Source organism: Pseudomonas sp. NFPP12 (genome assembly GCF_900103205.1).
GTDB lineage: Bacteria > Pseudomonadota > Gammaproteobacteria > Pseudomonadales > Pseudomonadaceae > Aquipseudomonas > Aquipseudomonas protegens.
The window spans coordinates 845,292-860,162 of the sequence record NZ_FMWW01000001.1 but is presented as its reverse complement, the minus strand read 5'-3'; the positions used below and the strand labels follow the sequence as shown (position 1 = coordinate 860,162).

The 14,871-nt window shown below is 67.7% G+C and carries 13 protein-coding genes; all 13 read left to right on the top strand.

From position 1 onward, the window contains the following. Positions 1-645, top strand: a complete 645-nt coding sequence (locus BLS75_RS03750; protein WP_011061368.1) for a CpsD/CapB family tyrosine-protein kinase — start codon at positions 1-3, stop codon at positions 643-645. A gap of 22 nt (positions 646-667) precedes the next feature. Continuing rightward, complete coding sequence (locus BLS75_RS03745) at positions 668-1,687, top strand: polysaccharide biosynthesis/export family protein (RefSeq protein ID WP_011061369.1); 1,020 nt, start codon at positions 668-670, stop codon at positions 1,685-1,687. Positions 1,688-1,698: 11 nt separating this feature from the next. Then, positions 1,699-3,291: a GumC family protein gene (locus BLS75_RS03740; RefSeq protein WP_041118261.1), complete on the top strand. Its 1,593-nt coding sequence runs from the start codon at positions 1,699-1,701 to the stop codon at positions 3,289-3,291. An 11-nt stretch (positions 3,292-3,302) separates the two neighbouring features. After that, entirely contained in the window at positions 3,303-4,403 is a 1,101-nt protein-coding gene (locus BLS75_RS03735; protein ID WP_050783812.1) for a glycosyltransferase family 4 protein, read from the top strand. Beyond that, entirely contained in the window at positions 4,400-5,770 is a 1,371-nt protein-coding gene (locus BLS75_RS03730; protein ID WP_072450293.1) for an O-antigen ligase family protein, read from the top strand. The genes BLS75_RS03735 and BLS75_RS03730 overlap by 4 nt, the downstream gene beginning before the upstream one ends. 144 nt (positions 5,771-5,914) lie before the next feature. Beyond that, positions 5,915-6,880: a glycosyltransferase family 2 protein gene (locus tag BLS75_RS03725; RefSeq protein WP_072450292.1), complete on the top strand. Its 966-nt coding sequence runs from the start codon at positions 5,915-5,917 to the stop codon at positions 6,878-6,880. Continuing rightward, on the top strand, positions 6,873-8,009 hold the full coding sequence (locus tag BLS75_RS03720) for a glycosyltransferase (RefSeq protein ID WP_072450291.1): 1,137 nt from the start codon (positions 6,873-6,875) through the stop codon (positions 8,007-8,009). The genes BLS75_RS03725 and BLS75_RS03720 overlap by 8 nt, the downstream gene beginning before the upstream one ends. A gap of 1 nt (position 8,010) precedes the next feature. After that, positions 8,011-9,009: a polysaccharide deacetylase family protein gene (locus tag BLS75_RS03715; protein WP_053151723.1), complete on the top strand. Its 999-nt coding sequence runs from the start codon at positions 8,011-8,013 to the stop codon at positions 9,007-9,009. Beyond that, a complete protein-coding gene (locus tag BLS75_RS03710) occupies positions 9,006-10,316 on the top strand; it encodes a lipopolysaccharide biosynthesis protein (protein ID WP_072450290.1) in 1,311 nt (436 codons plus the stop codon). The genes BLS75_RS03715 and BLS75_RS03710 overlap by 4 nt, the downstream gene beginning before the upstream one ends. After that, entirely contained in the window at positions 10,313-12,241 is a 1,929-nt protein-coding gene (locus tag BLS75_RS03705; protein ID WP_072450289.1) for a hypothetical protein, read from the top strand. Before BLS75_RS03710 ends, BLS75_RS03705 begins: the two co-directional genes overlap by 4 nt. After that, a complete protein-coding gene (locus BLS75_RS03700; protein WP_072450288.1) occupies positions 12,238-12,942 on the top strand; it encodes a GNAT family N-acetyltransferase in 705 nt (234 codons plus the stop codon). Before BLS75_RS03705 ends, BLS75_RS03700 begins: the two co-directional genes overlap by 4 nt. After that, positions 12,939-14,063, top strand: a complete 1,125-nt coding sequence (locus tag BLS75_RS32710; RefSeq protein ID WP_053151731.1) for a GNAT family N-acetyltransferase — start codon at positions 12,939-12,941, stop codon at positions 14,061-14,063. Before BLS75_RS03700 ends, BLS75_RS32710 begins: the two co-directional genes overlap by 4 nt. Next, positions 14,060-14,839 carry a carbohydrate deacetylase gene (locus tag BLS75_RS03690; RefSeq protein ID WP_072450287.1) on the top strand — a complete coding sequence of 260 codons (780 nt, stop codon included), beginning with the start codon at positions 14,060-14,062 and terminating at the stop codon, positions 14,837-14,839. The genes BLS75_RS32710 and BLS75_RS03690 overlap by 4 nt, the downstream gene beginning before the upstream one ends. Positions 14,840-14,871: the final 32 nt, after the last annotated feature.

Below are 14,871 nucleotides of genomic sequence, written 5' to 3'. Positions count from 1 at the left end.
ATGGCGGCAGCAACCTTTGCCAGTCTGAAGATCCAGAGCCCCAGCGAAAGCAACCTGGCGGTGACCGTACTCGACCAGGAACTGCGGGTCATCCTGCTGACCGCGGCCAACCGCAACAGCGGCGTCACCAGCAGCAGCCTGAGCATGGCCAACGAACTGGCGCGCACCAGCCGCGGCCGGGTGTTGGTGGTGGACACCAGCCTCTCGGACAGCAGCCTGACCCGGCGCCTGGCCCTGGATGAGCGGCCCGGCTTCCTCGACCTGGCACTGGCCGAAACCCCGCCGCCCCTGGCCTCGTGCATCGAGAGCAGCGACGCGGTGAATTTCGACTTCCTGCCCCTGGGCCGCCGCCAGCAGTACAGCGAGCGCCTGACCCCGGAACTGCTGCGCGAACTGCTGCAGGCCCTGGCCGAGGAATACCGCTTCGTGATCATCGACGGCGACCCGGTCTACAGCAGCGGCGACATCCTCACCCTGGCCACCCAGGTCGACGGCGTGGTGCTGGTGGTGCGCAGCGAGGAAACCCGCTGGGAAGTGGCCCAGGCCGCCGCCCAGCGCCTGATCCAGGCCGAGGCCAAGTTGATCGGCAGCGTGTTCAACGCCCGCAAGTACTACATGCCCAAGTGGGTTTATGACCGTCTCTGACCGGCACAAGGACCGTGTAACCATGAACAAGCCAAGACTTTCCCTGCTGAGCCTGTCACTGCTGCTGGCCCTGGGCGGCTGCGTCAATCGCGAGCCGCAGCAGATGCCGGTGCAGATCCTCAGCGCCCCGGCCGACCAGGCCCAGCTCACCGAGGTGGTGCCCATCGAGCAGGTGCTGCGGCCCCAGGACGTGCTGGACGTGATCTTCCATATCGGCACCACCAGCCAGCAGCGCTACCTCGTGCAGCCCGGCGACCAGGTGGATGTGACCTTCCTCACCGCTCCGGAACTGGGCGGCAGCAAACTGGTGCTGCCCGACGGCAGCATCGACATGCCCTACGTGGGCAATATCCAGGTCGCCGGGCTCTCCGCCGAACAGGCGCGCCAGGTCCTGGAAACCCAATACGCCAAGGTGCTGAAGAAGCCGCAGATCAACTTTTCGATCTCCCACGCCATGGCCCAGCTGGACAACCTGCGCACCAGCCTGACCAACCCGGCCACCGGGCTTAGCCGCGAGATCGTCGTGGGCTCCGACGGCCGCGCCAGTTTCCCGCTGCTGGGCAGCCTGTCGTTGCAGGGCAAGAGCCTCAGCGAGCTGCAGACCCTGGTCAACCAGCGCTATGCCAAGGAGGTGGGTTCGGTGAGCGTCGATGTGCTGCTCAAGACCACCGCCTCCAACGAGGTGTTCGTCATGGGCGAAGTCGGCCAGCCCGGAGCCTACCCGATCCGCCGGCCGATCTCGGTGCTTGAGGCCCTGACCCTGGCCAAGGGGGCCGGCCCCACTGCACGCCTGGATTCGGTGGTGATCATGCGGCGCAAGGGCAACCAGGTCGAAGCCCGGGTCTACGACGCCGACGCGGCGCTGGACGGCAAGGCCCTGCAATTCGCCTACCTGCAGCCCGACGACATGCTCTATGTGCCCAAGACCCGCCTGGCCAAGGCCGGCGCCCTGAGCAAGCAGCTGGCGGACGTGATCATGTTCCAGGGTGTCGGGTTCAGCTTCGGCTACCGCGTCGACAACAAAGAAACGAACAACAACTGAGTTCCCTCTTGATGACCAAGATCGAAAACTACCTGCACGAGTTCCTGCTCGTGTTCTTTGTCAATCGGCGCCTGATCAAACGGGTGTTCCTGGGTTTCGCGGTGATCGCCCTGCTGCTGCCCCTGGTGCTCAAGCAGAGCTTCGAGATCACTGCCGAAGTCATCGTGCAGTCCAAGAAACTCTCGCAGACCGACGCCAACACCGTGCTCGCCCCGGACTCCGACAAGTTCATCCCGCCGTCGCTGGCGGACATGGAGACCGAGAGCAACATCCTGCGCTCACCCACGCTGATCCGCGACACCATCGACCAGTTGCGCCGCGAAGGCCAGTTCGGCGGCAGCGAGGGCCTGTTGACCCGGCTGATCGTCAAGCCGATCCGCAATGGCCTGATCGACCCCCTGCGCAACCATGTGATCAACCCGGTGCGCGGTTTCTTCGGCCTGGCCGTGGACCCGGTGCGCGATACCAGCCTGGATGCCTTCACCGACCAGGCGGTCAAGGACCTGAAGATCGGCACCCTGCCCGGCTCCAACGTGATCTCCATCGTCTACGCCAGCCCCAATGCCGCCGAAGGCACGCGCTTTGTCGAGCGCCTGCTGGCCAACTACCTGAAGAACCGCCAGGACCTGCAATCCAACGAACTGCCCGAAGCCTTCTACGAACAGAAGAAGGCCCAGTACCAGTCGCGCCTGGATGACCTGGAAGGCAAGCGCCAGGCCCTGCTGGAAGCGGCCCACGCCTCCGACCCCAAGGAAGAGATCACCTTCCGCCTGAACGCCATCAACACCGAAGAGCAATCGCTCAACGGCTACCGCGACCAGGCCCTGGAGAACCAGCGCCGCCTGGATTACCTGCAGAAGAACCTGGCTGCCGCGCGCAAGGCCGGCCTCACCGACTACACCTTCCCCTTCGCCTTCGCCAACACCGTGGACAACGTTGCCTACGAAGACCGCGAGATCAAGCAACTGGGCGAACAGCTGACCAACCTGGTGAGCCAGTACGGCACCACCGCCGACACCTACCGCGCCGACAGCGTGCCCATGCAGCAGCAGCGCGAGCAGATCGTGCGGGCCCGGGCGCAGTTCCTCAAGGTGGTGGAGAACCGCGTGCGCGAGCGCAGCAGCGACTTGCAGATCACCCAGTCGGTGATCGCCCAGAAGACCGCGCGGATCAACGACTACAAGGCGCGGGTGCGCGACCTGCAAGAGGTCCTGAGCAAACTGCGCCAGCTGGACACTGAAATCGATGCCTTGCACAAAGCCTTCTTCACCTACACCCAGCGCTACGAAGAGAGCCGTGGCGAGCGCCTGATCAGTGGCGAGCTGTCCAACGCGCGGGTCCTGAGCCAGCCTTACGAACCCAGCGAAGCGGCGTTCCCCAAGCCGATGCTGATCATTCCCCTGGGCCTGCTCACCGGCCTGCTGCTGGCCATTGCCCTGGGCTATGTCTACGAGTTCTTCGACCATCGCTTCAAGCACCCGGCCCAGGTCAGTGATCACCTCGGCCTGCCGGTGCTGATGGTGCTCAACGCGGTCGAGCAGCCCCAGGTCAACCCGTACCCGCGCTGGACCTGGCGCTGGGCCTGGCATTGGGCCAAACAGTGAGCGACCTGAGCATGGCCGCGCAGCCTATCGTGCACCTGATCCACAGCGGCGGTTTCTACGGTGCCGAGCGCATGCTGCTGGATCATTGCCTGGGCACCCCGGGGCAGCATCGGGTGGTGTTCATCAATGCCCCCGATGCGCTGCTGCAGCGTTTCGCCGAGGCCGGCGTGGCGAGCCACAACTGCCACTGCCTGCAGGAACTGCTGGCGCACCTGCGGCAACAGCCGGGGCTGCTCAACGCGCACAACTTCAAGGCCCAGGTGTTTGCCTGGGTCTGCGCCCGGCGCCTGCGCCTGCCCCTGGTCATGACCCAGCACGGCTTCACCCCGCGCAGCCTGAAACAGAAGTTCTACACCTGGCTCAGCCTGCGCCTGTGCCGCAGCCGCCGGGTGCGCCGGGTAGCCTGCGTGGCCCAGAGCATTGCCCTGCTGCACCTGGAGGCGGGGGTCGCCGAGGGCAAGCTGCGGGTGATCCCCAACGGCCTGCCGGAGCCGGCCCTGGAACTGCCGGCGAGCCTGGACGGGCCGCCGCTGCGCGAGCCCGAAGTACGCCGCGACGAAATGGAACCCTTGGTGGGTTTCGTCGGGCGCCTGAGCGCGGAAAAAGGCCCGGACCTGTTTCTCGATGCGCTGATCGGCCTGTGCCAGCAGCGCCCTGCGCTCAAGGCCGTGCTGCTGGGCGATGGTGAGCAGAACCAGGCCCTGCGCGAGCGCATCAACGAAGCCGGGTTGGCCACGCGCATCCTGCTGCCGGGCTATCAGAACGACATGCAGCCCTGGCTCAAGCGCCTGAATGTGCTGGTACTGAGTTCACGCACCGAAGGCACACCGATGATCCTGCTCGAAGCCATGCAGGCCGGCACCCCGGTGGTGGCCTTTGCCGTGGGCGGGATTCCCGATGTGCTGCAGCACCGGCACAACGGCCTGCTGGCCAAGCCCCTGGACAGTGCCGGGCTGGGGCGCTGCATCGGCCAGTTGCTGGACGACCCGGTACTGGCCGGGGAGCTGGCCAAGGCGGCCCAGGTCACCCAGCGCAAGCACTATCACTTGCCCACCCTGGCTCGCCGCTGGGATGAGCTGTACCGCGTCGCCAGAGAGAGCTCCCGAGTATGATCGCCGCTCCGTTCCTGGGTTTGCTGCTGGGTCTGGCCGCACTGTTGCTGCTGGCCAGCCCCTGGCCGTTTCTTGCGCCGCTGGTGGTGGTCGGGCTGTTCGGCCTGGCGCTGCTGTACCGGCGCCCGGGCTGGGGCCTGCTGGGGATCTGCGCCCTGGTGCCCTTCGAAGGCCTGTTCAAGGACAGCGCGTTCTCCGGGGCCAAGCTGCTCGGCGCCTCGCTGATCCTGATCATGCTGTTCAAGCTGTTGCTGCGGCAGATCCCCGACACCCGCCTGCGCAGCAACCTGTGGCGGGCCCTGGGGCCATTCCTGCTGTGCCTGCTGCTGAGCATGCTGTACAGCGAGAACCTGCTGGTGTCGCTGGACAGCCTGCGGGAGCTGGCAGTGGGCCTGGTCCTGTTCTTCGTCACCCTGCTGATTGCCCGGGAAGTCAACCTGCTGATGCTCTGCCGCCTGCTGGCGGTGAGCGTGGCCATCACCTGTGTGATCGCCCTGGTATCGGCCAAGTACCAGGTGGGCGGCCGGGCCATCGGTCTGTTGCAGGATGCCAACTACTTCGCCCTGCTGATCGCCATGGCGGTGCCGCCGGCGATCTTCCTCGCCCTGCGTTCGCCCCATTGGCCGGTGCGGCTGTTCTGGGTCGGCATCAGCCTGACCCTGATGGCCGGGATGACCAAGACCGACTCGCGCTCGGGCCTGCTGGTGGTGCTGTTCACCATTGCCATCGGCGTCTGGCACTACCGCGACCGGCTCAAGGGCCTGCGGCCCAAGCACCTGGGCTTCGCCATGTTCGCCGTGGCCATCGTCATTCCCCTGGGCATTGCCGTGCTGCCGGCGGAGTACGTGGCGCGGATCCAGTCCCTGAGCATGCTCAAGTCCGGCGCGCACTCGGCGGACACCTCCCTGGGCCGGCGCACCTCCTACCTGGTGGTGGGCGGCCAGATGATCCGCCAGAACCCGCTGCTGGGCTCGGGCCTGGGGACCTTCCCGATCCACTACGCGCAGACCGGCTTTGCCAGCAGCTTCTCGGAAAACATGAACGAGCCGGACCTGTTCCGCCGGGCCCACAACACCTACCTGGAGCTGTTCAGCGAGCTGGGCATTCCCGGCGGCCTGAGCTTCGTGGCGCTGATGCTGATGGGCCTGCGCAACTTCGAACGGGCGCGCCAGGGCTTTCTTGCCCGGGGCCAGCGCGAGCAGGCCGATATCGCCACCCACCTGGGCCTGAGCCTGTTGGCCATGGCGGTGTTCCTGCTGTTTCTCAGCGCGCCGAACCACAAGTACCTGTGGATCTTCCTGGCCCTGTCCAGCGTCCTGCGCCTGCAGGCCGAAGACGCTCCCGCGCCGCGCCCGGCCCCGGCCTGACAACGCCGCGTGTAGCCACTGCCCCAGGCTGCGACCAGGCCCGAAGGGCCTTCTGGCCCCCAGGAGCAGCACCGACAGAACAGCAACACCGCGCCCTCACCCGGCGCCCACGACAACAACGCAATCTGGCCAAGGGAGGCAAAGATGCAAAGGATCAGCGTGATCGTGCCCATGTACAACGAGGCGCGTCACATCACCCGCACCCTGGACAGCGTGCTGCGCGCCGCCCGGGCGGCGACCCTGGACTGCGAACTGATAGTGGTGGACAACGGCTCCACCGATCAGGGGCCGCAACGGGCCCGGGAGCTGGGCGCGCGGGTGCTGCTGTGCCCGGGCATCGGCATCGGCGCCCTGCGTAACCGCGGTGCGGCGGTGGCCACCGGCGATAGCCTGGCGTTCCTCGACGCCGACATCGAAGTGCCCGGCAATTGGCTGCAGCTCTGGCAGCAGGCCCAGGCCGAGCAGCGTGCCGAGGTCTTCGCCCTGGACTGCGCGGCACCCGCCAGCGCCCCCTGGTTCGCCCAGGCCTGGCAGCGCCGCAGCCTGGCCGGCGACCCGCAACCCCGGCTACTGCCGTGGATGCCCACCCCCAACCTGTGCCTGCAGCGGGCCTGGTTCGAACGGGTCGGCGGCTTCAACGAGCAGTTGCGCACCGGCGAGGACAAGGATTTCGGCCTGCGCCTGCACGCTGCCGGCGCCCGCCAGTTGAGCCTGCCCCAGCCCCAGGTGCTGCATTGGGGCTACGAGGCCAGCTGGGCCGAATGGGCCGGCAAGGAACGCTGGCGCCAGGGCAGCCACGTGCAATTGCTCAAGGGCAGCGGCTTCAGCCTGCGCCTGTTGCGCTTTCCCCTGTTGTGCCTGGCCTGCGCCCTGCTCAGCCTCGTGGCGTTGCTGTGCCTGCTCGCGGGCCTGCCCGGCGCCGCGGGCCTGTGCCTGCTGCTGGGGGCCCTGGCGCCCCTGGCCCTGGCCGTGCGCCAGGGCCTGCGCCAACGCGACCCGCTGTTCGTCCTGCAACTCTGGCTGCTGCACTGGGTGCGCCTGCACCTGGGCGCCCTGGCCCTGGTGCAGGCCCTGTTCAACCGTTCTGTCGAGAGACCTGACCGTGGCTAAAACACTTTTCTGGCTGTGCCTGCTACTGCCTTTCTATGCCTGGGTCGGCTACCCCCTGCTGCTGGCCCTGCTCAGCCTGTTCGTCAGGCCGCGGCCGGTGCAGGAAGGCGCGCCGCTGTCGGTCAGCGTGATCATCGCCGCGCACAACGAAGGCCCGCACATCGAGCACAAGCTGCGCACTCTGTTGCAGCAGGACTACCCGGCCACCGACCTGCAGATCATCCTCGCCAGCGACGGTTCCAGCGACGACACCGTGGCCACGGCCCTGGGCGTGCGCGACTCACGGATCGTGGTCCTGGACCTGCCCCGGGTGGGCAAGGCCGGGGCGCTGAACGCCGCGGTGGAGCTGGCGCGCAACGATATCCTGGTGTTCACCGACGCCGATAACCAGTGGTCCCACGACACCCTGGGCAAGCTGCTGGCGCCCTTGTCCGACCCGCAGGTGGGGGCCTGTGGCGGGCACATGATCATCCCCGACCCCGGGCACAACCTGAGCCTGGGAGACAGCCTGTACCGGCACTACGAGGCCTGGTTGCGCCAGGCGGAAAACCGCACCGGCTGCATGGTCTCCGCCGACGGCGCGCTGCTGGCCCTGCGCCGCGAACTGTTCCAGCGGGTTCCGGCCGAGGTCAACGATGACTTCTTCATCAGCACCTGCGCCCCGGTGGCCGGCAAGCGGATCGTCTATGTCGAGGAGGCCCAGGTGCTGGACCAGGGCGTGGACGAAGCCGGCAAGCAGTACCGGCGGCGCCTGCGGGTCACCGTCGGCGGCCTGCAGAGCCTGGCCCAGCGCCGCGAGCTGATGAACCCACTGCGCCACGGCGCCTACGCCATCGCCCTGATCAGCCACAAACTGATCCGCCGCCTGGCCCCGGTGCTGTTGCTGCCACTGCTGCTCAGCAGCCTGCTGCTGTGGAATGCCGGCGCCTTCTACAGCCTGGCCCTGCTGGCCCAGGTGCTGGGTTACGGCGCGGGGATCATGGGCCTGCTGGACCGCCGCGGGCGCCTGCCCAAGGTGTTTCGCCTGGCCGGTTTCGTGCTGGTGACAATGGCCGGCATGAGCATGGGCCTCTGGCAATTTCTCCGCGGGCAGCGCTATGCCCTGTGGAACCCACAACAGAACCGCTGACATGAACCTCAAACTCAACCTCAAGCGCCTGCTGGGCAACGCCTACTTGCACAGCGTCGGCCGCGCCCGCCTCAGCGAAGCCGGGGTGGTGCTGATGCTGCACCGGGTGCTGGCCGACGAGCAGGCCGCTCGCCGGCCACACCGGGCGCCACTGTGCGTCGGCCAGCGCCAGTTCGAGCACCTGCTGCGCTGGCTGCGGCGGCATTTCGACTGTGTGCCGCTCAATCACCTGCTGCAATACCCCGGCGGCGACCGGCCGCGCCTGGCCCTGACCTTCGATGACGGCTGGCGCGACAACGCCGAGGTGGCCTACCCGCTGCTGGAGCGCTACGAGGTGCCGGCGAGCATCTTCCTCTCCACCGACTTCATCGGCAGCGCCCAGGGCTTCTGGTGGGAGTCCATCGGCGAAACGCTCTGGCTGCGGCCCGCAAGCGCCGCGGCCCGGCCGCTGCTGGAACAGTTGCAGGCGCTGCAACTGGCACCTGCGGCCGAGCTGTTGCAGCCGGGTGACAGCGACGCCCGCAGCCGGCTCCTGGGGCGCTACCTGCAACGCTTGAAGACCCTGCCCGGGCCCACCCTCCAGGCCCTGGCCGACAGTTGCCCCAACGAGCACGGCCCCCACAGCCTGGACTGGGCCCAGGTGCAGCGCCTGGAGCGTTCGGCACTGGTGCGCTTTGGGCCCCACGGCGCCAGCCATGCCATTCTCACCGGCCTTGACGAGGCCGCGCTGAAAGCGGATCTGCAACGCTCCCATCAGGCGTTGCAGAACCATTGCCAGGCGCCGCTGGGGGTCTATTGCTACCCCAATGGCGACCACAATGCCCAGGTGCGCGCCGCCGTCGCCGGGCTGGGTTATCGCTACGCCCTGGGCACCCGCCCCGGGCTGATCGAGGCCAGTGGCAACCCGCTCCTGGCCTTGCCACGCATCGACGTCAGCCACGCCAGCGCCGCCCGCCCCGGCTTGCTGGCCTGGCGCCTGCTGCAGGGAGCCCGGGCATGAAGCGCGGCGGCTACCTCTGGCACCTGGCCCTGAGCATGGGCACGCGCCTGGCGATGATCGGCCTGCGGCTGCTGCGCAACGTGCTGCTGGCTCGCTTGCTGGGCCCGGCGGATCGCGGCCTGTTCGCCCTGCTCAGCACCCTGCCGGAACTGATTGCCGCCCTGACCAGCGGCGGGCTGAACACCGCGGTCGGCTATGAAGCCGCGCGCCAGCGGCCCATGGGCCTGCTACTGACCCAGGTGCTGGTCTACGGCTGCCTGCTGGCCAGCCTGCTGACCCTGGCCGGGCTGGCGCTGATGAACACCCTGGGCAGCCAGTGGGAACTGAGCCTGCAACTGGGGGACCTGGCCTGGCTGTTGTTGCTGGCGGTGCCCATCACCGTGCTCAAGAGCGGCCTGCTGACCCTGCACAACGCCGATGGCCGGGTCGAAGCCTTCAATGCCCTGCGCCTGCTGGAATCCCTGGTGCCGCTGCTGCTGTTCGTCGGCCTGTGGTGGATCTGGCGCGACCAGCCGCTGTCGGCGGCCCTGGTCAGCTGGCTGGGGGGCACCTTGCTGGTGGTGGTGGTTGGCTGGTGCTGGTTGCGACGCTTCCACGACCTGGGCCTGCGCTGGCAGGCCGGGGAACAGGGCAAGCTGCTGCGCTACAGCGCCCAGAGCCACCCCGGGGTGCTGTCGCAACAATTGATGCTGCGTTCGGACTACCTGTTCATCGGGGCCCTGCTCGACCCCGCGGCCCTGGGCTGGTACGCCATGGCCAGCGCCGCCGCCGAGCTGCTGCTGATCATTCCCGAGGCGGTGACCACGCCACTGATGAAGCGCCTGCTGCAACAGGGATCGGGCATCGAGCAACTGACCGCCCTGGCCCTGCGCCTGACCGCCACGGTGATGCTCGGCGCCTGCCTGTGCATGGCGCTGATCGGCCAGTGGCTGATTGTCACCCTGTTCGGCGCCGACTACGCCCCGGCCTACGGTGCCCTGCTGGCCTTGCTGCCCGGGCTGTTCGGCCTGTGCTACGCGAGCATCCTGCGCCTGGACCTCTTGGGCAAGCAGCGCCCCGGCACGCTGTCGCTGCTGCTGGCCGGTGGCGCCCTGTTGAACCTGGCGCTCAATGCGCTGCTGATCCCGTCGCTGGGCATCGTCGGCGCCGGCCTGGCCTCGTCCATCGCCTACCTCGCGGTGAGCCTGGCCATGCTCGGCCTGTATTGCCACCTCAGCGGTGTGGCCTGGTACCGCACCCTGATCCTGTTACCTGGAGACATCGTCTACGTGCGCCAGTTATTGCGCCCTAAGGAAAGGCTTCAATGAAACCCTGTTCCCTGCTCGCCCTGATGCTGATCTCGGCGACCACTGCCCTGCACGCCGCGCCCCTGCAATGGGGCGATATCCGCGACGGCAGCCTGTACCTGCAAGCCGACGCCGGCGACACCCTGCACCTGCGCTGGAGCCCGGCCTGGCAGAGCGACGCCAACCAGGAGCAGCTGTACCTGCTGCGCCCGGACGGCCAGTTGCTGCAACAGCTGGAGATTCGCGCCGACCAACCCTACGGCCAGCGGGAAGTCCAACTGCCCGCGGCCCAGGGCGACTACCGGCTGCAGGTCCCGGGCTACAGCTTTCGCAACTTCAAGGTCAGCCACGACAGCGCCACCCGGGCCCAGTTCGAACCGGCCAAGGTGCATTTCAGCGCCGACGTGCCCAGTGGCGTGGAGCTGTATTTTCGCGTGGCCGCCGGAGAGCAGGCGGTACTGGCGGGCAAGTATTACGGTGGGGTCAGCGTGCTCCAGGCCACGCGCCTGAGTGACCACCAGTTGCTGCGCCTGAAGCTGGTGGAGCACCCGCAGTACGGTCAGTTCGACCAGATCCCGCTGCCGGTGGCCCAGCAGGACGAGGTCTGGCGCCTGTCCCTGGGCGGCTCGGGCAAGGTGGCGTTCTGGCTCGACGGCACCGCCAACCTGTTCGCCCAGGACCTGCGCCAGTTGCACCCGCTGCAATGGACACCGGGCCGGGTCGAGCTGAGCCTCAAGCCGCAGATGCGCGGCCCCAGCCCGCACCTGGGGATCGCCCTGCCCTATGCCCAGCCGCCGCAGTCGACCTTTGAACTGCTGCGGGCCCTGGGGCCGCGGGCGGCCAACTTCTACAGCTTCGTCGATGTGATCCAGCAGGAACCCCAACGCGAGCTGGGCTTTCGCCGGCTGTACCGCGAAACGTTCAAGATCGACCGCGACATCACCCTGCTGGCGGGCACCGGGCGCCGGGCGGTGCTGGCAGCCGACAGCCAGAGCTTCGCCGGCCTCGACGCCTGGCTGGCGGACAGCGTGCGCCTGGGCAACCTGGGCCTGCACTACCTGGCGTTCGCCGACGAACCCAACCTCAACTACCCCAGCTACGCCGTGTTCGCCAGCTACTTCGGGCGCATGCTGGAACACGTCAAGGCCAACCCCGAGGCCCGGGCCGCAGGTGTGCGCATTGCCATGCCGGTCAGTTCGCGGCTGCTGGACGGGCCGTTTCGCATCGGTGCCGGGCAGCGCCGCGGCATCGACTGGGCGCGCCAGTTGCTGGAGGCCCACGGCGCCGATATCGACGCCATGGCCTGGCACGAGTGGATGGTCCGCGACCTGCTGGCCACCCGCCGCTACCGCGCCAGCGTGCGCGCCGCCGCCGACTTGGTGGGCCTGGATGACCTGGGCCGGCCGCGCAAGGCGCTGTTGCTGAGCCAGACCAATATCTCCAGCGGCCCGGACCTGAGCCCCTATCAGCAGGACACTCACTACGCCGCCCTGTGGTGGATGTCGGTGGTGGCCAATGCCTCCCAGGACGGCCTGCTGGATATGCTCAACTGGTTCCAGGCCGCCGATGAGCCCGAGTACCCCAAGGGCATGCTGGCCCAGCACGACGCCCAGCGCTTCAGCCTGAAGCCGGTGGCCGTGGCCCAGCAATTCATCCAGCGGCACTGGCTGGGGCAGGTCCAGGCGCTGGACAACCCGGCCTTCGAGGTGGATGCCCTGGCACTGCGCGATGGCCCGCGCCATAGCCTGCTGGGCGTGACCAAGACCCCGCGCGCACAAACCATCGACCTGGACGGCGCCGAGCAGATCTGCCAGGCCGGCCCGAGCCTGGAGCTGCTCGGCGCCGACGGGCACAGCCGCTCCGCCGCCGTGCAGTGCAGCAATGGCCGGGCCCAGTTGCAGGTGCCCGGTGAAACCCTGTTTGCCTTGACCTGGAAAACCCTATGAGTCGCTTGACCGGCCTGTTGGCCAGAATCCGCCGCAAGGGCCTGCGTGGCAGCCTGCGGGTGCTGCGTGAACGCTTCTTCTATTACCACTGGGAACTGCTGACCCTGGAACGTTCCCTGGCCTTGCCGGTGCCCTGCCCCATCAACCCCGGCCGCTGGCCCCAGGTGCCCATCACCCGCGAGCTTCTGCCGGCCTTCGACAAGTACTTCAAGGCACAACTGCCGGCCATTCGCGGCCTGCTGAACAAAGGCAGCCGCGGCAGCGCACACCTGGATGAAGACGGCAACGTGATGATGATGGTGTGGATCAGCGAGCGCGATTACTACGACGACCAGTTGTACCGCTGCTGGATGCGCATCCCGCCGGGCTGCCTGTATCAGTTCGCCGGAGAGTGCGCGGTGCCGTATCGCGGCTCGGGGGTGGTGATCCTGGCGCAGAAGCTGCTTTGGGACGAATACCGCGAGCGCGGCTTCAAGGCCACCCGGGCCCTGGTCAACGTGCGCAACGAGCCGGCGCTGAAGATGCACATGCGCCTGGGGTTCCAGGAAGTGGGTGAATCCCTGCATGTCTACTGCCTGTTGCGCTGCCTGCACTTCCACCGCCGCCGGCCCTACCACCAGACACGCCTGCACCACCTGCGCCGCGGGCGCCTGGCACAGCAGCCCAGCGGTTCCAGCCCTATCGACAAGGAACGTTCGTGAGCCTGCGTTGGCAATGGTGCGCCAGCCTCTGCACCCAGGACTTTCCCGTGGCGGCCTATGAGCAACTGCGCCAGCAAGTGCCACAGGCCACGCCGTTCAATCGCTTGAGCTGGCTACAGGGGGCGGAACGGGCCCTGGATCACCGGCACTTGCAGATCCTCCTGGGCTGGCATGGCCAGCGCCTGGTGCTCTGCCTGCCGCTGACCCTGGGCCGCGAAACCCGGGCCGGCCTGCGCCTGCAGGTGGTACGCCACCTGGGGCATCCGCTGAGCGACCGCCTGGCGCTGCTGGTCGCGGACCCGGCGCAAGGCGCCATGCCCGAGGTGTTGGAGCAGATCCGCCGGCAACTGCCCCATGACCTGCTGCAACTTCATGAACTGGTGGACGCCGAGCGCCTGCTGGCGCCCTGGCGCCGGGCCAGCTGGTACAGCGAACAGGCCCTGAGCTGCCGGGCGCCGGAACACCTGATTGTCGACAGCGACCGCGAGGAAGCCACCGGCACCTTGCGCTACGAGCTGCGCCGGGCGAAGAAACGCTGCGCGGAAATCGACGCTCGGGTGATCCGCATGGCGCCCCAGGCCGACGGCATGGACGGGGTGTTGGAGATGCTCCGCGAGGTGGAACAGGCCAGTTGGAAAGGCGCAGACGGGCTGGGGATCTTCTCCGGGGAGCTGCGCTGGCAATGGATGGCCAGCGCCCTGCGCGGCCTGGCCGCCGAAGGTTGTGTGCGGGTGGTGATGCTGGAACACCAGGGCCGTTGCATCAGCTATCGCCTCGGCCTGCTGGAGCGCGGCCGCCTGTACGACTACAACATCGCCTTCCTGGCGCAATACAAGAACCTGGGCAGCGGCCGGCTGCTGCTGGATGAGTGGATCCGCTGGGGGCTGGACGAAGGCTGGCAGTGGGTCGATGCCTCGCGGGTCAGCCTCAGCCGCTCCAGCCATCAGTTGCATGAACGCATGAGCGGCCTGGTGGAACACCAGCGCTGGAGCTTCTATTCCTGGCGCCCGCGAGCGCTGCTGGCCGGTACCGCCGAACGCATCTGGCAGTGGCTCAAGCCGCGCCTCAAGGCCTGGCGCGAACGGCGCCAGGCCAACACCGTACAAGGATCCCGCCCATGAACCGCCCCCTGACTGCCGCCCGGGCCCACCGGGTCATCGTCAATGCCGACGACTTCGGTCTCGACCTGGACTACAACCAGCTGACCCTGCGCGCCTTCAAGCGAGGGGTGATCAGCTCGGCGACCCTGATGGCCAACATGCCGGCGTTCAACGACGCCTGTGAACTGACCCAGCAGCACGGTTTGCTGGGACGCATCGGCCTGCATTTCAACCTCACCTACGGCGCGCCACTGAGCCCGGCGATACGCCACCAGCCGTTGTTCTGTGACCCTCAGGGGCAGTTCGACCTGAACCTGCGGCGCTCGGCCCTGCGCCTGCCGGCCGCGGCGGCCGAGGCGGTGCGCGAGGAGTTGCAGGCCCAGTGGCAGCGCTGTGTCGATCAGGGTGTGCGGCCCAGCCATATCGACTCCCACCAGCACGTGCACAACCTGTGGCCGGTGGCAGCCATCGTCGCTCGCTTCGCCGCGCAGCAAGGGGTGCCGGTGCGCCTGGCGCGCAATGTGGGGGGCAACATCGGGCCCCTCAAGCGGTTGTTCAAGAGCGCGCTCAACCGGCGTATCCGCTGGTTGTGCGGGGCCGGGGCCCAGAGCGTGTGCACGCCCAGGGACCTGCTGGAAGGTTTTCGCCCGCCCGGCGTGATTGAAGTGGTGGCCCACCCGACCCAGCTGGCCGAGGGTGATTTCGGTGACGATTACCTGCCGGCGCAGCAGTCTCTGGAACAACTGCTGCAACAGGCATTGCCCGGGTATCAACGCATTGCCTACAGCGAGCTGTAAAAAACATTAGCTCCCTATGCAATTTAATCGGC